At 65.9% G+C, this 16718-nt stretch carries 19 protein-coding genes and 1 tRNA gene; 9 read left to right on the top strand and 11 right to left on the bottom strand.

What is annotated here, in order from left to right; all coding sequences use genetic code 11:
* Complete coding sequence (locus ACXYMR_RS06980; RefSeq protein ID WP_458942073.1) at positions 1-723, top strand: DUF3667 domain-containing protein; 723 nt, start codon at positions 1-3, stop codon at positions 721-723.
* The gene (locus ACXYMR_RS06975) at positions 723-1142 is read left to right on the top strand and encodes a PaaI family thioesterase (protein WP_458942072.1); all 420 of its coding nucleotides are present in this window, start codon (positions 723-725) and stop codon (positions 1140-1142) included. Before ACXYMR_RS06980 ends, ACXYMR_RS06975 begins: the two co-directional genes overlap by 1 nt.
* Positions 1143-1149: 7 nt before the next feature.
* On the opposite strand, the gene ACXYMR_RS06970 is transcribed toward ACXYMR_RS06975, so the two are convergent.
* A complete protein-coding gene (locus tag ACXYMR_RS06970; RefSeq protein ID WP_458942070.1) occupies positions 1150-1359 on the bottom strand; it encodes a hypothetical protein in 210 nt (69 codons plus the stop codon).
* 185 nt (positions 1360-1544) lie between these two features.
* On the opposite strand from ACXYMR_RS06970, the gene ACXYMR_RS06965 reads away from it, so the two are divergent.
* A complete protein-coding gene (locus tag ACXYMR_RS06965; RefSeq protein ID WP_458942068.1) occupies positions 1545-1811 on the top strand; it encodes an HU family DNA-binding protein in 267 nt (88 codons plus the stop codon).
* 90 nt (positions 1812-1901) lie between these two features.
* On the opposite strand, the gene ACXYMR_RS06960 is transcribed toward ACXYMR_RS06965, so the two are convergent.
* The 6 genes from ACXYMR_RS06960 to glmU are packed head-to-tail and all read right to left on the bottom strand — an operon-like array spanning position 1902 to position 8723.
* On the bottom strand, positions 1902-3275 hold the full coding sequence (locus ACXYMR_RS06960; RefSeq protein ID WP_458942066.1) for a class II 3-deoxy-7-phosphoheptulonate synthase: 1374 nt from the start codon (positions 3273-3275) through the stop codon (positions 1902-1904).
* Positions 3276-4667 (bottom strand): glutathione-disulfide reductase, encoded by a 1392-nt coding sequence (gene gor / locus ACXYMR_RS06955; protein WP_458942064.1) that lies wholly within the window; start codon positions 4665-4667, stop codon positions 3276-3278.
* 30 nt (positions 4668-4697) lie between these two features.
* Positions 4698-5180, bottom strand: coding sequence for a DUF2059 domain-containing protein (locus tag ACXYMR_RS06950; RefSeq protein WP_458942062.1), 483 nt, complete (start codon positions 5178-5180; stop codon positions 4698-4700).
* 20 nt (positions 5181-5200) lie between these two features.
* The gene (gene rpiA / locus ACXYMR_RS06945; RefSeq protein ID WP_458942060.1) at positions 5201-5902 is read right to left on the bottom strand and encodes a ribose-5-phosphate isomerase RpiA; all 702 of its coding nucleotides are present in this window, start codon (positions 5900-5902) and stop codon (positions 5201-5203) included.
* Entirely contained in the window at positions 5899-7368 is a 1470-nt protein-coding gene (locus tag ACXYMR_RS06940) for an NAD-dependent succinate-semialdehyde dehydrogenase (RefSeq protein WP_458942517.1), read from the bottom strand. Before ACXYMR_RS06940 ends, rpiA begins: the two co-directional genes overlap by 4 nt.
* A gap of 5 nt (positions 7369-7373) precedes the next feature.
* Complete coding sequence (glmU, locus tag ACXYMR_RS06935; RefSeq protein WP_458942059.1) at positions 7374-8723, bottom strand: bifunctional UDP-N-acetylglucosamine diphosphorylase/glucosamine-1-phosphate N-acetyltransferase GlmU; 1350 nt, start codon at positions 8721-8723, stop codon at positions 7374-7376.
* Between the two features lie 148 nt (positions 8724-8871).
* Between glmU and ACXYMR_RS06930 the strand changes: the two genes are divergently transcribed.
* Positions 8872-9579 (top strand): HAD hydrolase-like protein, encoded by a 708-nt coding sequence (locus ACXYMR_RS06930; protein ID WP_458942058.1) that lies wholly within the window; start codon positions 8872-8874, stop codon positions 9577-9579.
* On the opposite strand, the gene ACXYMR_RS06925 is transcribed toward ACXYMR_RS06930, so the two are convergent.
* Entirely contained in the window at positions 9580-9798 is a 219-nt protein-coding gene (locus ACXYMR_RS06925) for a phosphoglycolate phosphatase (RefSeq protein WP_138513255.1), read from the bottom strand.
* A gap of 251 nt (positions 9799-10049) precedes the next feature.
* On the opposite strand from ACXYMR_RS06925, the gene ACXYMR_RS06920 reads away from it, so the two are divergent.
* From ACXYMR_RS06920 to ACXYMR_RS06900, 5 genes are all read left to right on the top strand, one after another.
* Positions 10050-10124 (top strand) — tRNA-Val (locus tag ACXYMR_RS06920).
* 141 nt (positions 10125-10265) lie between these two features.
* Positions 10266-11336: an extracellular solute-binding protein gene (locus tag ACXYMR_RS06915; protein ID WP_458942057.1), complete on the top strand. Its 1071-nt coding sequence runs from the start codon at positions 10266-10268 to the stop codon at positions 11334-11336.
* 32 nt (positions 11337-11368) lie between these two features.
* Entirely contained in the window at positions 11369-12994 is a 1626-nt protein-coding gene (locus tag ACXYMR_RS06910; RefSeq protein ID WP_458942056.1) for an ABC transporter permease, read from the top strand.
* On the top strand, positions 12991-14025 hold the full coding sequence (locus ACXYMR_RS06905; protein WP_458942055.1) for an ABC transporter ATP-binding protein: 1035 nt from the start codon (positions 12991-12993) through the stop codon (positions 14023-14025). The genes ACXYMR_RS06910 and ACXYMR_RS06905 overlap by 4 nt, the downstream gene beginning before the upstream one ends.
* Before the next feature lie 54 nt (positions 14026-14079).
* Positions 14080-14592: a DUF805 domain-containing protein gene (locus ACXYMR_RS06900; protein ID WP_458942054.1), complete on the top strand. Its 513-nt coding sequence runs from the start codon at positions 14080-14082 to the stop codon at positions 14590-14592.
* 85 nt (positions 14593-14677) lie between these two features.
* Here ACXYMR_RS06900 and ACXYMR_RS06895 read toward each other — a convergent pair whose 3' ends face one another.
* The 3 genes from ACXYMR_RS06895 to ACXYMR_RS06885 form a co-directional block, all read right to left on the bottom strand.
* A complete protein-coding gene (locus tag ACXYMR_RS06895; RefSeq protein ID WP_458942053.1) occupies positions 14678-15736 on the bottom strand; it encodes a Leu/Phe/Val dehydrogenase in 1059 nt (352 codons plus the stop codon).
* A 111-nt stretch (positions 15737-15847) separates the two neighbouring features.
* Positions 15848-16438 carry a uracil-DNA glycosylase family protein gene (locus tag ACXYMR_RS06890; protein WP_458942052.1) on the bottom strand — a complete coding sequence of 197 codons (591 nt, stop codon included), beginning with the start codon at positions 16436-16438 and terminating at the stop codon, positions 15848-15850.
* Positions 16419-16682, bottom strand: coding sequence for a DUF3253 domain-containing protein (locus ACXYMR_RS06885; RefSeq protein ID WP_458942051.1), 264 nt, complete (start codon positions 16680-16682; stop codon positions 16419-16421). The genes ACXYMR_RS06890 and ACXYMR_RS06885 overlap by 20 nt, the downstream gene beginning before the upstream one ends.
* Positions 16683-16718: the final 36 nt, after the last annotated feature.

The raw sequence follows: 16718 nt of genomic DNA, 5'->3' as shown, positions 1-16718 counted from the left end.
ATGGGCGGCGACGGCAAGTCGGACCTCGAAGCGATCAGCGAGGACGCGCTGGGTTTCAACCTGCGCAGCCTGCGTACCCTGCGCGATCTCGTCATCCGGCCAGCGGCCGTGATGCACGCCTATGCGGCGGGGGACCGGGAGACCTACACCCCGGCCCTGCGCATCTGGCTCGGTCTGTTGGGTCTGCAATTCTTCTTCGCCGTGTTCAGCGGCGGCTATGGCGGCTTGATGACCCGCGAGATCGAGCAGGAGCCCGAACAGGCAATGGCCGGCCTGCTGGCCGAGGTCGGTGTCGATGCTGCCGCCTTTGCCGACCGGATGGGCGAGATCATGAGCTTTCTGCAGGCCCCGGTAGTCGGCCTGTTCACCGCCCTGACCATTTTCCTGCTCGGGGTCTGGAACCGGGAGCTGACCCGGACCGCACGCTTCAATATCGCTTTTGCCATCCTGTCGGGCGGGTCGGTCGTCGGGCTCTTCTTAGCGCCTGTCGCCGTGCTCAATCCCGGTGCCGCCGCATTCGCACTCCCCCTGATCGGCCTCGCCTATTTCATAACCTTCTATCGGGGCGGCCAGGGTTTGCTCGCGAGCACCCGGACCGGTGCGGCGGTGCGAGGTCTGGTGCACAGCAGCGTGACGCTGGCCCTGGTCTTGCTGGCCGGTGCCGTGGTCGGCATGGTGTCAGTCACGATCGCCATTTTCACTCTGGCTGACGTGACCGTGTGATGACCGAGCTGGTGACCCGCCTGCAGGAGCGGGGACGCGACCATCTCCCCGGTCTTCTCGGCCTCGAGCTGACCGCCGCCTCGAACGAGGCTATCGAGGCCCGGCTCCCGGTCACCGAACAGGTGATGGCCCCGAATGGGTTTCTCCATGCCGCCAGCGTGGTCGGCCTGCTCGATACGCTGTGCGGCTACGGCACGATGGCCAATCTGCCGGAGGGGGCCAGCGGCTTCACCACCATCGAACTGAAGTCAAACTTTCTCGGAACGGCTCGCGAGGGTGTGGTGCTCGGACGATCCACCCCGGTTCACCGCGGCCGCTCGACCCAGGTCTGGGATGCCCGGGCCTGGCGCGAGAGCGATGGCCAGACGATCGCCCTGTTTCGCTGCACGCAAATGGTGCTGTGGCCGAAGCCGGCCTGACCCGAGCCTAGTCGCGCCGGCTCAACCGACCCAGCGTCCAGCCGCCGACAATCGCCGCGAACAGGGGCGACATCATCTCGCCGGCACCGACCGTGTAGGCCAGCCCGTAGGCCGCCAGCGCCGCCGCAAGTGCGAAGGGCAGCATGCGAATCGGTAGATTGCGCGTGGTGGCGTTAGGAGGCGGTTCACCCTGATACATGCCTTGCAGGGTACGCAATTCAGGGGCCGAAGCCCAGTTTTCCCCGATTTCCGGCAGAAAATGCAGTAAATCGGCGCCGATTCACCTGTTGTGTCTTGCAATGAGGGAGCGTTGTCGGCCTTGATGGTGCGTCAACGAACACGTGGCAGCCGGCCGGGCGCGATGACCGTGCCTGCCGGACCACGACAACTGGGGGGAACCCTATGAACAAGTCTGATCTTGCCAAAGCCGTCAGCGATAAGACCGGCCTGTCCCGCACCCAAGCGGGCGAAGCCGTCGACTCGGCGATCGAAGCCATCATTTCTTCGGTCAAAGAGAATGACAGCGTGCAGCTGGCCGGTTTCGGCACCTTCTACGCCAAGCACCGCGAAGCTCGCGAAGTCCGCAATCCGCGCACTGGCGAAAAGATGATGTCCAAAGCCAAGACCCAGGCGGCTTTCCGCCCGGCCGCGGCCCTGAAAGACATCTAATCAGACCTTCAGGTTCTGAAACGAGAACGCCGCCCGGAGAAATCCGGGCGGCGTTTTCTGTTGGCGGGCCTGATGAAACGCGAAGAAGCGCTACTCCGCCGCGTCGGCGGCCGAATTGTTGGCCCGCACCCGCTTCAGCGATTCCGCGATGCGGAAGGCCATGTCGAGAGCCTGGTCGGCATTGAGGCGCGGGTCGCAATGCGTGTGGTAGCGCGATGCCAGATCGGCCTCGGTCACCGTCTTGGCGCCGCCGACGCATTCGGTGACATCACGGCCGGTCATCTCGAAATGCACCCCGCCAGGATAGGCACCCTCGGAATAGAGCACGTCCATGAAGCCTTCCAGCTCGGTCAGGATGCGGTCAAAATCGCGCGTCTTGTAGCCCGAGCCCGTCTTCATCGTATTGCCGTGCATCGGGTCGGACGACCACACCACCTTGCGCCCGGCCGACGTCACCGCGCGCGCCAGCGCCGGCAGGCGCTCGCGCACCGTGTCGGCCCCCATGCGCACGATCAGCACCAGGCGCCCGGCCTCGTTGTCCGGATTGAGCGCGTCGATCAGGGAGAGCAGCTCGTCGGCCTCGATGGTCGGTCCGCACTTGACCCCGACCGGATTTGAGATCCCGCGCGCATACTCGACATGGGCGCCGCTCAGCTGGCGTGTCCGCTCGCCGGTCCAGATCATGTGGGCCGAGGTGGCGTACCACTGCCCGGTATTCGGATCGCGCCGCGTCAGCGCCTCCTCGAACGGCAGGTGCAAGGCTTCGTGGCTGGTGAAGAAATCGACCGCCTCAAGCGACGGGGCATTGTCGCGGCCGATGCCGCACGCCTTCATGAAATCCAGCGCTTCGGAAATCCGCGTCGCGGTCTCCGCATAGCGCTCGCCGGCCGGGCTGTCGGCGACAAAATCCTGGGTCCACTGGTGGACGTTCTGCAGGTCGGCATATCCCCCCGAGGCGAATGCACGCAGCAGGTTGAGGGTCGAGGCCGACTGGTCATAGGCGCGCAACAGGCGCTGCGGGTCCGGCTCGCGCGCCTCGGCGGTGAATTCCGGCCCGTTGACGCTGTCGCCGCGATAGCTCGGAAGGCTGACCCCGTCGATGGTCTCGATATTGGAGGAGCGTGGCTTGGCGAACTGGCCGGCAATGCGCCCCACCTTCACCACCGGTTTGGTGGCGGCAAAGGTCAGCACCACGGCCATCTGCAACAGCACGCGGAAAGTATCGCGCACGCCTTCGGTGGAGAATTCCTTGAAGCTCTCGGCGCAGTCACCGCCCTGCAGTAGGAAGGCACGCCCCTCTGACACCTCGGCCAGCTGGCGCCGCAGCTTGCGCGCCTCGCCGGCGAACACCAGGGCCGGCCGGTTGGCCAGCTCGGCCAGCGCCCGCTCGAGCGCCGCCTCGTCCTTGTAGGTGGGCATCTGCTCGACCGGCTTTGAACGCCAGGAATTCGGGGACCAGCTCATTTACTCGGCATCTCTCAGTTCGGGCGGAATCCATTTTTCCTTCATCGTCACCAGTTCTTCCGCACTGGTGGGATGGACCGCACAGGCGGCATCGTATTGCGCCTTGGTCAGGCCTGCCTTCACGGCAATCCCGGCCAGCTGGATCATCTCCGGCGCGTCGGGGCCGACAATATGCACGCCAATGACGCGCTCTGTCTCGCCATCGACCACCAGCTTCATCAGCATGCGGCTGGCCTCGCCGGACAACGACAGCTTCATCGGCCGGAAATCGGTCTTGTAGATGTCGACCTTGTCGAACCGCTTGCGCGCTTCCTGCTCGCTCAGCCCGACCGTCCCGACCGGAGGCTGGGTAAACACCGCCGAGGCGATATTGTCGTGATCATAGCTCGTCTTCTCGCCGCCATACAGGGTGCGCGCCACGGCAGCCCCCTCGCGGATCGCCACCGGCGTCAGATTGACCCGGTTGGTGACGTCACCGACGGCATAGATGTGGTCGACACTGGTCTGCGAAAATTCATCGACGCGTATGGCGCCCTGCTCGTCGATTTCCACGCCGGCCGTTTCCAGCCCCAGCTCCGCCGTGTGCGGCTTGCGGCCGATGGCGAACATCACCGCATCGGTCTCCACCTTGTTGCCATTGGACAGGTGTACACACTTGCGTCCGTCGGTTTCCTCGATCTTCTCGAATACGGCGTGGGTGATGACCCTGACGCCGGCCCGCACCATCTCCTCGTGGACATGGGCCCGCACATCGTCGTCAAAGCCGTTGAGCACGGTATTGCCGCGATAGACCAGGCACACATCGACGCCCAGCCCGGCAAATATCTGGGCGAACTCGCAGGCGATGTAACCGCCGCCGGCGATCACGATGTGCTCCGGCAGCTCCTCGAGGTGAAACGCCTCGTTGGAGGTGATGGCCAGTTCATGGCCCTCGAGGTCCTGCGGCACCGACGGTGCTCCGCCGACCGCGACCAGGATGTGCTTTGCCGTCACCGTGCGGTCTTCCTTGACCAGGCGCAGCGTGTGCGCGTCCTCGAACACGGCCCGGTCGTCGATGATGTCGACTCCGGAATTGTCCATGTTGCGCTGGTAGATGCCCGACAGGCGATCGATTTCGGCATCCTTGGCCGCGATCAGCTTGGACCAGCTGAACTCGCTGTTCCCGACCGTCCAGCCATAGCTTTCCGCCAGCTTGAAGCTCTTGGGGAATTCCGAGGCATAGACGAGCAGCTTCTTGGGCACGCACCCGCGGATCACGCAGGTTCCGCCGACGCGGTACTCTTCGGCCACCGCGACCCGCTTGGCGCCATACTGCTTGGCCATGCGTGCCGCCCGCACCCCGCCCGAGCCGGCTCCGATGACGAAGAGGTCGTAGTCGTATTTCTCGGTCATGAGGCTGGTCCTGCTGCCGTGCGCTGGTTTTTAATCCCTGGAGTCCAGATAGGCCTGCACCCGCGGCATTGCACGTTGTGCAACTGCCATTCCCCAGTTTTCGCCCATCCGGGCCGACGCCTGCATCACATCCGGCATTTTTTCCATCAGGGAGCGCCCGAGTGGCGTGTCATAGAATTCCACCGCGGCACGAAGCTCCGCTTCGGTGAAACTATCCGCATAGACACCGATAATCCCGTCGCGCAGTTCGGGCTCGCTGGCCTGGAACTCCTCAACCAGAATGCCAACGAGGTCATCGAGCTGGTCGCTGGTGAGGGTTGGATCGGCCGCCAGGATCTGTTGCCGCATGACCGGCACCATCAGGTCGACCATGTCCATCGCCAATCCGGCCGCACCGACCTGCTCGGCCATGCGCTCCGCGAGCTCCCGGCGATCATCGGCGACGACCGGGGCAGCGGCCAATCCGCCGGCAAGGGCCACAGCCAGTGTGGCGCCACGCAAAAATCTGAACATGGGTTTCGCTACCCCCTCGCTTACAATTCCATCACCCGCGCTTCATTGTCCTCGCCGACAATCACCACCCGGGCGATGTCGATGAAAAGGCCGTGCTCGACCACGCCGGGGATGTGGCGCAACAGCGCGTCGGCCGCATTCGGGTCGGGCAGGTTCACACAGGCACAATCGAGAATGAAATGCCCGCCGTCGGTGAGGTATGGTTCCAGCCCGTCGCCCTTGCGGCGGAGCTGCACGTCCGGCCGCATCACCCCGGCCTTGGAAAGCGCCTGGTAGATCTGCCGCGCCGTAATCGAGAAGCCGAACGGATCGACCTCGACCGGCAGCGGGAACTTGCCAAGCGAGGAGACCAGCTTGCTCTCGTCGACCATGACCACCATCAGGTCGGAAGCCGCGGCGATGATCTTCTCGCGCAGCAGGCAGCCACCGCCGCCCTTGATCAGGCGGAACTGGCCGTCGACCTCGTCGGCCCCGTCAATGGTCACTGACAACCGGTCGACATGATCGACCTCGATCAGCGGCACGCCGTTCTCGCGCGCCACCTGGGCGGTGCGCTGCGACGTGGCCACGCCCCGCACATCGAGCCCGTCCTTGATCTTCTCGCCCAGCAGGCGGAGGAAAATCTCGGCGGTCGAGCCGGAGCCGAGGCCCAGGGTCATGCCGCTTTCGACATAGTCGAGAGCGGCCGCTGCGGCGTGAGCCTTCTGACGATCGGCACTCATGAATCCACCCCTCCCAGCAGGACGTATTTGAGCTCGGTGAACTCCTCCACGCCCCATTTGCCGCCTTCGCGACCAATGCCCGACTGCTTCATGCCGCCGAACGGGGTCGAGGCCGAGCCGACCATCGGCGCATTGACGCCCACCATACCGAATTCGACGCCTTCCGACAGCCGGTGCACCCGGTTGATATCGCGCGTGTAGACATAGGCCGCCAGCCCATACGGCGTGGCGTTGGCGAAACGGATGATCTCGGCCTCGTCCTCGATCCGGTAGAGCGAGGCCACCGGCCCGAAAATTTCGCCACAGGCAATGTCGTGATCCGCCGCCGCGCCCTCGATCAGGGTTGGCGCATAGAAGGCCCCGCCCAGCTCGTCCTCGAGCGAGCGGCCACCGGCCACGATCCGGGCGCCCTGGTCACGCGTCCGCTCGACCAGACCGGCAATGCGGCGTACCGCCTCGCGGTGGATCAGCGGGCCAACTTCGACGCCTTTCTCGAATCCGTCGCCGACCTTGAGCCTGGCGATCCGCGCTTCCAGCGCCGCGCTCAGCGCGTCGGCAATACCGGGCTGGACGATGATCCGGTTGGCCGACACGCAGGTCTGCCCGGCAGCGCGGAATTTCGACGCCACAACGCCATCCGCCGCAGCCTCGACATCGGCATCGTCCATGATGATGAAAGGCGCATTGCCACCCAGCTCCAGGGCCACGCGCTTCACCCCCTTGGCGGCCTGCCCCATGAGCAGCTTGCCGACTTCCGTCGAGCCGGTGAAACCGACCATGCGGACCGCGTCGGCGCCGGTCAGTTCCGGACCGATCTCGGTCGGCTCGCCACACACGACGTTGAACACGCCGTCGGGGATTCCGGCGCGCTTCGCCAGCTCGGCCAGGGCCAGCGCCGACAGCGGCGTGTCCTCGGCCGGCTTGACCACGATGGTGCAGCCCGCCGCCATCGCCGGAGCGCACTTGCGGGTGATCATGGCAACCGGGAAGTTCCACGGCGTGATGCACCCGACCACCCCGACCGGCTGGCGGATGGTCCAGCCGCGCGTGCCCGGGAAGGGCGTCGCCAGCGTTTCGCCGTGAATGCGCTTGGCCTCTTCCGCCGACCATTCGACGAAGCTGGCCCCGTACACCACCTCGCCATGGGCCTCGCGGTGGACCTTGCCCATTTCCAGCGTGATCAGGGTGGCCAGGTCGGCCGCATTCTCCAGGATCAGCGCATGCCAGCGCATCAGAATCTTGGCGCGCTCGAACGGCGACACGGTCTTCCAGCTTTCGAACGCCTTGCTGGCGGCTGCTATGGCGGTGCGAGCGCCGGCAGCCCCGACGTCGGCGATGTCGGCTAGATGAGCGTCATTGGCCGGGTTGGTCACGGCAAAGCGCTTTTCGGCGCCCATCCACTCGCCATCCACGAAACTGTCCGTCCGCCACAGCGACGGATCGGTCAGGCGGTCCTTGGCACTCATCTCGCTCATTCCTTTTCGGCCTTGGCGGCCTGCTTGCGGGTCCGGAAACTGTTGGCCCAGCCCGACTTCGACACCTGGCGGGCACGACCCAGCACCAGCGCGTCGGGTTCGACATCACGGGTCACCACCGTGCCGGTCGCCGTGAAGGCGCCCTCGCCCACCGTCACCGGCGCCACCAGGCAGGTATTGGAGCCGATGAAGGCCCCGGCCCCGATCACCGTTCTGTGCTTGTCATAGCCGTCGTAATTGCAGGTGATGGTCCCGGCTCCGATATTGGCCCCGGCACCGATCTCGGCATCACCCAGATAGGTCAGGTGAGACACCTTGGCGCCCTCGCCCAGCCGGGTCTTCTTGATCTCGACGAAATTTCCGACCTTCGATCCTGCGCCCAGTTCCGCCCCGGGGCGCAATCGGGCAAACGGCCCCACTGAAGCGCCGGCTTTCACATGCGCGCCTTCCAGATGGGAGAAAGCGTGGATCACCACGTCCTCTTCCACCGTGACCCCCGGCCCGAACACCACATGGGGCTCGACCACGACGTCCCGGGCAATCAGCGTATCGTGTGACAGGAACACGGTCTCGGGAGCCTGCAACGTCACCCCGTCGCCCATCAGTTCGTTCCGGCGGCGGGTCTGGAAGGCGGCCTCGGCGGCAGCCAGGTCCTGACGCGAATTGACGCCCAGCATCTCTTCCGTCTCGCCGGTCACCACCGCCGCCCGGAGACCGCGGGCGCGGGCCAGACCGATAATGTCGGTCAGATAGTATTCTCCGTTGGCATTATCGTTGCCGACCTCGCCCAGCAGGTCGAAAAGCAGGTCGGTGCGTGCTGCCAGGACGCCGGAATTGACCAGCTTTACCGCCCGCTCGTCCGCCGAGGCATCCTTGAATTCGACGATCCGCTCGAGGTCGCCCTCGGCATTGACGATGAGGCGGCCATAGGCAGCCGGGTCGTCCGGTTCAAAGCCCAGCACCGCCACCGCCGCACCGTCGTCCAGGGCTGCAAAGACGCGCTCCACCGTCTCCGGCCGGATCAGCGGCGTATCGGCATACAGCACAATGGCCTGGTCGCTGTCAGCTCCCACCGCCTCGCGGGCCGCCAGAACGGCGTGCCCGGTGCCCAGCGGCGGATCCTGCAGCGCGGTCCGGCAGCCCAGTGCCTCGGCCGCGTCCTTCACCGCCGGCGAATGCGCGCCATACACCGTTACCTTGCTGGTCGCGCCGGTCTGCTCGGCCAGGTCCACCGCCCAGTCCAGCATCGGCCGGCCGCCCACCGGGTGCAGCACTTTCACCGTCTTGGACTTCATCCTCGTGCCCTGGCCGGCAGCTAGGATGATGGCGGCGCGCGAGTGAGGCATGAGGGCTTCCTTGTCTCTGCGGGCCTCTCTTCGTTGAGAGACGCCCTGCGTCACAGAATCGGCAGGCTGCGATGACGGCGCTATAGCCTATCGCACGAGGGCAGGTAAGCATGCATCCTGCGCGTTGCTAGCGGAAAGGCTTGTTTTGATGCTGGATAGTACCGAGGCCGCCCTGTTTGACGGCGCCGCCATTGCCTTCGATCTCGACGGCACACTGGTCGACACAGCGCCCGACCTGGTGCGGGCGCTCAATGCGGTGACCGCGCCGCACGGCGTGCCGGAAATCCCGGTCGGTGATGTCCGCATGATGGTCGGGCGCGGCGCCCGTGCCCTGATCGAGCGCGCCTTTGCCCGTCATGAGCGCCCGCTCGAGGCAGGGCTGACGGACCAGCTCGTCGAGCGCTTCATCGACATCTATCGCGACGACGTGGCGGCGCGCAGCCTGCCCTTTGCCGGAGTTGAACCGACCCTGGCCTGGATGTGCGAACGCGGGGCCGTCCTGTCAGTGTGCACCAACAAGCCATCGGTCCTGGCCGACCTGCTTCTGTCGCAACTGGGTCTTGAGGGGTATTTTGCCCGTATCATCGGGCCCGAACGCACGGCGGCCAAGAAGCCGGCGGCGGATCACCTGCACGATGCCCTGGGCCGTGGCTATGCCCGCGCGGCCCTGGTGGGCGACAGCCTGCCGGATGTCGAGTCGGCGCGTGCCGCCGGCCTGCCCTGCATCGTGATGAGCTATGGCTACAGTGAAAACCCGGCCGACTCGCTGGGAGCCGACCGGGTTATTCATGCATTCTCGGATGTACCGCGCACGCTTGCCAGTGTGTGGCAGGCGCCTGCATCCTCTCGCGCCTGATCAGGCGGTACGGCGCTCGCGACCCGTGTCGTTGGCCGGCCGGGTCGGCATGCCGTTGACGAGGTTGGAACGCACGTCGGTGCGCGCAGAGCGCATGGCCGGCATGAAGCCGGCGTCGACGAGATCAACAGAAACGTCGTAGCCGCGCTCGGCCCAATAGGCTTCGATGCGCGCTTTGAGACGACGGGCACCTTCCGGTGTGCAAAGGTCGTTAGACATGACAAATCCTCTAACTCGGCCGGAGCTGTCCCCGGGCCGGGAATTGCTTCCAATCGGATGATTGACGGGGACAGGCTCTAAAGCCGCACTCCCAACGTGGGGGAGGCTGATATATGGAGCGAACGCATATGACGAGGGAAAGCTGGCGTGGCAAGTTGTCGCACCCCCGGAACCGTTCGGCTGCAAGTCGACAACGCAATCCTGTTGACCCCTGAAAAAGCGGTGCTTATACGAGCGCCTTCCGGAATACCGGGCGATTAGCTCAGCGGGAGAGCACCTCGTTCACACCGAGGGGGTCACTGGTTCAATCCCAGTATCGCCCACCATTTCCAGTTTTCCTCAGATCGATCTCGGGCCCGGTGCGACGATTCGCGCCCGCCTCTGCCTGCGTGAATCTGAATTCACGGCTTGCGAAACATTCTCAAAAATGACACAGGTGCGGCCACAAACCCGAGATCAGGTGTGCCATGAAATCCGTACCTTGCCTTGCTTCCGCCCTCGCCCTTGTCCTGACTGCGTGCTCGCAGCCCGCTCCGACGCCGACCGAAACGACGGAGAGCCCGGCCGCACCAGCCAATGCCGAACCGCGCGAGGTCAATATCTACAGCGCGCGCCATTATCCCAGTGACGCCGCGGTCTACGCCGCCTTTACGGATGCCACAGGTATCGAGGTCAATCTGATCGAGGCCGGCGGCGACCAGCTCATCGAGCGTATCCGCGCCGACGGGGCCCGCAGCCCTGCGGATGTCATCATCACAGTCGATGCCGCCCGCCTGCACCGCGCCGAGGAGGCCGGCCTGTTCGCCGCGTCCGACTTCTCCAACCTCGGCAATACGATCAACGGCAACCTGATCGATCCGGACGGCTATTGGGTGTCCTTCGCCAAGCGTGCCCGGGTCATCGCCGTATCGAACGACCGCGTGGAGCCGGGCAGCATCACCAGCTACGCCGACCTTGCCGACCCGCGCTGGGATGACCGCATCTGCGTGCGTGGCTCGGGCAATGCCTACAACCAGTCGCTTCTGGCCTCGATCATCGCCCATGAAGGCGAAGCGGCGGCGGAAGCCTGGGCCGGCGCCATCGTCGCCAACATGGCGCGCCCGCCGCAGGGCGGTGACCGCACGCAGATCCACGGCGTTGCCGCCGGCGATTGCGACATCGCCATCGTCAACCACTATTACTACGCCATGATGGCGGCCTCCGACGAAGCTGCCGACCAGGCCGCCGCCAATGCCGTCCGCCTGGTCTTCCCGGACCAGGACGGCCGCGGCACCCACATCAACGTGTCGGGCGCCGGCGTTGCCGCCAATGCCCCGCATCCGGATGAGGCCCGGGCCTTCATCGCCTTCCTCCTGGAGCCGGAAACCCAGCGCCTGTTCGCCGAGATGAGCAATGAGATCCCGGTCACCGATGCCGCCTGGGAGAATCCGGTACTGGCCGACATGCTGCCCTTCTCGGAGGACAAGCTGAACGTCTCCGAACTGGGCGATCACAACGCCACCGCCCAGCGCATCTTCGACCGCGTCGGCTGGCAGTGATTGGCGAGGCGTGAGCCGGTGAGCACAGTGGCGTGAGCACACGACAGCGATCCCGCTGGCTGCCGGACCGCGCGACGGCCCTGGCCATCCTGGCGGCGCTGATCTGCGCTGCCCCGGTGTTTGCCGTCGCCTGGATGGCGGTCAGCGGCGAGAGTGGTGATTACCTGCGCCATCTCGCCTCCACCCGCCTGCCCGCCTACCTGCTCAATTCGGCCGTGGTGGCGCTGGTCGGCGCGCTTGGTGCCGGCCTGATCGGCACCGGGCTCGGCTGGCTCATCGCCCGCACCGAGTTTCCCGGCCGTGCGGCGCTCAGCTGGATCCTCATCCTGCCGCTGGCCATCCCCGCCTATGTCGCAGCCTACGCCTGGCTCGACCTCAGCCAGGCCGGCGGCGCGCTGCACACGGCGACAAACGGCGTTTTCCCGACCATACGCGGGGCCTGGGGCGCCGGCATGATGTTCGCCCTTGTCCTCTACCCCTATGTCTATCTGCTCGCCCGTGACACCTTCTCGGGCCAGTCTGCGGATGCCTACAATGCCGCCCGCACACTCGGCGCCGGTCCGGTGTCCGCCTTCCTGCGCACCTCCTTGCCGATGGCCCGTCCGGCCATCGCCTCCGGAGTGGCCTTGGTCATCATGGAAAGCCTGGCCGATTACGGCACGGTTTCACATCTGGGCGCGCCAACCCTGTCGATCGGCCTGATCCGTGCCTGGAGCGGGGCCGGATCGCTGGTTGACGCGGCCCGCCTGTCGGTGGTCCTGGTCGCCATTGCCATCATCGTCTTCGGCCTCGAACGGGCCCAGCGCCGGCGCGGTCGCAGTGTCAACGCCGCCGGCCGCCACAAGCCGTCGCCGCGCCACGAGCTGCGCGGCATCTGGGCCATCCTGGCGCCTGTCCTCGCCGCCCTGCCTCTCATGCTCGGTCTCGCCGTTCCGATGTTGCGCCTCGGCTTCCTGGCCCTGCGCACCGACGCTGCCAGTGGCCTCATGGCGGCGAGCTGGCACAGCTTCCTCCTGGCGGCCGTCAGCGCCGTCCTGGCCGCCCTGCTCGGCCTGGCGACCGCCTACGCCCTGCGCACCCGGACGCCGGTCGCCGTGCTCGCCGCGCGGGCCGCCGGCCTCGGCTACGCCGTACCGGGCGCCGTCGCCGCGGTCGGCGTGATCGCCATCCTGTCAGGCACCCAGGCCATGCTCGACCCGGCCTGGCAGCGCCTCACCGGAGCGGTCTTTCCGGTCCTGCTGACCGGCAGTGCCGCAGCCCTCGTCTTCGCCTATCTGTCGCGCTTCGCCGCCGCCGCCATCAGCCCGGCGGAAGCCGCCCTGATGCGCGTCACACCCGCCCTCGACGGCGCCGCCCGCACCCTGGGCGCCAGCCGTGCCGAAACCGTGCGCCGCATCCACTGGCCGCTCATCGCCGCCGGGGTCTCGTCCGCCGGCCTGCTGGTCTTCGTCGAAGTGCTCAAGGAATTGCCGGCCACAATGATCCTGCGCCCGTTCAACTTCGACACCCTGGCCATCATTGCCCACAACTACGCCAGCGACGAACGCCTCGGCGAGGCCGCCCTGCCTTCGCTCCTGATCACACTGGTCGCCCTGCTTCCCATGGTCTTCGTGGCCCGCTACCTGTCGCGACGGCAGGAGGCCGGGGAGGCAAGATGAGCGAGCGTGCAACCATATTGAGCATCCAGGGTGCGGAACGGCGCTACAATTCCGCCCATGTCGCGCTAAACGGCGCCAGCCTGGACCTGCATGCCGGCCGCATCACCGCCCTGCTCGGCCCCTCGGGCAGCGGCAAGTCCACACTGTTGCGCGCCATTGCCGGCCTTGAGCGCCTCGACGGCGGCACCATCGCCCTTGGCCATACCGTGTGGAGCGACCGGCGCACCCATCTGCCACCGGAACGCCGCAAGGTCGGCATGGTGTTCCAGGACTACGCCCTCTTCCCGCACCTGTCCGCCCTCGCGAATGTCGCCTTCGGCCTGAGCGGCAGTGACGCCAGGACGCGCGCCATGGCCCAGCTGGAAGCCGCCGAGCTGGCCCACAAGGCCAGGGCCTACCCACACGAATTGTCCGGTGGCGAGCAGCAGCGCGTGGCCCTTGCCCGCGCGCTCGCTCCCGAACCCGCCGTGGTCCTCCTCGACGAGCCCTTTTCCGGTCTCGACCGACGCCTGCGCGGTGAACTGCGCGACCGCACTGTCGACGTGTTGCGCGCCGCCGGCACGACGGCCCTCATGGTCACCCACGACTCCGACGAGGCCATGGCCGTGGCCGACGAACTGGCCCTCATGGACCAGGGCCGCATCATCCAGACCGGCCTGCCGGAAGACGTGTGGATGCATCCGGGCAGCGCCGTCGCGGCGCGCCTGCTTGGTGATGTGGAAATGGTCAGCACCCGGGTCGCGGGCGGCCGGGCCGAAACGCCGTTCGGTGCCGTTGAAACACCGGGCTTCAAAGACGGCGACAAGGTCGACATCCTGATCCGCCCGCGCGGCCTCAGCTTGTCGGCCGACACGGACGGCTCTTTCACCGTGACCCGCCGCCGCTCCGCGGGGACGCATCTTGTGATCAGTTTCCAGGGCCACGACGAGCGCCTGTGGACCGCGCATGCACAATCGCCCTCACCGATTGGCGAGGGCGATCAAGTCTGCGTGGTGCTGGATCCGGTCTTCACCACCGTGGTGGCGGGTTAGCCATTGTCAGCCCCGCTTCGGCCGTTTTAGGCTCGGCGAAGGGGAACCAAGACAATGTCCGTACTCAGTGATCTCAAATACAATTTTGCCAATCTGACCAATTTTCGCGGGCGCGACAGCCGGGACCGTTTCTGGCCCTTTGCTGGGCTGATCCTGCTGTTGGGCTATTTCGGGTCGATGCTGGCCATGATCCCGCAAATGACTGAATTCATGGTCCAGGCCTTCCTCACTCCTCCGGACGCCCCAGCCGATGTCCTGCCGCTGTTTTCCGGTCTCATGCGCGGCATGGCGCTGGTCTCGGCCCTGACAGTGGCGTCGCTGGCGGCGGCGGTGACACGACGCCTGCGGGACCGCGGCGTGTCGAAAGCCTGGGGTGTGGTCCCCGCCATCCTCGTATTCACCGGTATGGCCGTCATGTACACGCTCTTCCGGCAGGCCCTCGTCGGCGAGCCGGACATGACCCTGTTTACCCTGGGCATGGCCAACAACCTGATCTACCTGGCCGCCTTCGCGGCGCTCTTCCTGCAACTCGCGGGGAACAGCAAAAAGGCGCCGCAGACCCGTTGAGACCGAGACAAAGCCGACCCACCGGACAGCAAAAACCCCCGCCGGTTTCGACGGGGGTTTTTTCATTCGGTCAGCACCAGCGCGCCTACTTCGCGGCGCGCTTCTCCTCGATCCGGGCACGGGCGATCTCGTCGGCGATGATGTTGGACGGACGGCCCTCGTTTTCCGACTGGTCGAGGATTTCGCCCAGGGTCTTTTCCAGACCGATCAACTTGCCCTTGACCCATTCAGGATTGAAGTCGCCGGCGATCTCGCCCATCACATTGATGATGCCGCCGGCATTGAGCACATAATCCGGCGCATAGATCTTGCCGCGCTTGAGGATGGCTTCGCCCATGTCGCGGGTGGCCAGCTGGTTGTTGGCGGCACCGGCAATGATCTTGGCCTTGATCCGGTCAATGGTCTCCGGGTTGATCACCGAGCCCAGGGCGCACGGCGCGAACACGTCGACGTCCTGGTCGTAGATCTCGTCGAGGCCGACAATGGTGGCGCCGTGCTCGTCCCGGATCTTCTCCATGCCGGCCTGGTTGATATCAGTGATGAAGAGCTCGGCGCCCGCCTTGGCGAGGTGACCGCACAGATAGGCACCGACATGGCCGGCCGCGCCCTGGACGGCGATCTTGACGCCTTCCAGGCTCGACTTGCCCAGGCCCTTTTCAACGCACACGCGGATGCCGCGGAACACGCCCTCGGCGGTGACCGGTGACGGGTCACCCGAGGCGTCTTCGCCTTCCGGCAGACCGACCACGTGCTTGGTCGAGGCGCGGACCGCCATCATGTCGTCCGGCGACACGCCGACATCTTCAGCCGTGATGTACAGGCCACCCAGGCTTTCCACCGCGCGACCGAAGGCCTCGAACAGGGCGCGCCGGTCGAAATCGCCTTCCGGCTTCATGATCACCGACTTGCCGCCACCGATCGGCAGGTCCGCCATGATGTTCTTGTAGCTCATGCCCTGGGACAGGCGCAGCACGTCATTGAGGGCCGCGTTGGAGTCCGCATACGTCCACATGCGACACCCGCCGCAGGCCGGACCGCTCGCCGTCGAGTGCACACCGATGATCGCCTTCAGGCCGGTGGCTTCATCCGTGGCGAACAGGATGCGCTCATGATTGTCATAGGACGCGTGCTCGAAAACGCTCATGACGGTCATTACCTTGTTTTGCAGGGGCAGCCGCGAGGGCTGCAGGATCGGGCGTCGAGATACCCGCTCAGGCAGCCGCGCACAAGCGTTGGAAGACAGCCCGATTGGCCTTCAACCTAACAATTCTTTTATGCGGCAGCGCAGCATCGGCAGGATTTCCGAGGCGAACCAAGGATTGCGCTTGAGCCAGGCATTATTGCGCCAGGACGGATGCGGCAGCGGGAGAAAGTCCGGACCGTAGTCGGCCGCGTGCCGGACCGTCTCGGTCATCGTCTTGTGCATGCGCGAAGCGAGATGGAATTTCTGGGCGTACAGTCCGACCAGCAGGGTGAGGCCGAGCTGTGGCAGCTGCTCGCGCACCGCCGACTGCCAGAGCGGCGCGCACTCCTTGCGCGGCGGCAAATCGCCCCCGGTGGCGTCGAGCCCGGGAAAACAGTAGCCCATAGGGGAAATGGCCACTTTCGCGGCGTCGTAGAACACGTCCGGCCCGATCCCGAGCCAATCGCGCAGGCGGTCGCCGGACGGATCGGTGAAAGGCTGGCCGGACTTGTGCACCCTGGTGCCGGGCGCCTGGCCGACAATCAGGACACGCGCCGTTTTGCTGGCCTGGATGACCGGGCGCGGCTCGTGGGGCAGTTTTCCTGCGCACACCCGGCAAGCCCGGATGTCGCGCAGCAGCGTATCAATATCCGGGGCGGCCAATCCGGTAGACACCCTTGAACGTGTCGGGATCCTCGACCGGCTTGCCCTTGCGCAGGATCACCACCTTGCCCTGCTTGGCCAGCCGGATGGCGGCCTGCCGGACATGGCCGAATTTGCGCTTGTGGCGTTCCGCGTCGACGGCACGCGCCGCATCGGCGGGCGCGATCGAGCGGCCTTGTGGACATGCGGCCACCAATTTCAGGATGGCCTCTTCGACGGGATCGTTTTGTGCGCTATCGGTCATGTCCTCCCTTTAGGCCGTTCGGGCCGTCTCCGCCAG

Source organism: Maricaulis sp. CAU 1757 (genome assembly GCF_054482675.1).
The sequence above is the reverse complement of the archived record's forward strand: the minus strand, read 5'-3'. Positions and strand labels throughout refer to the sequence as shown.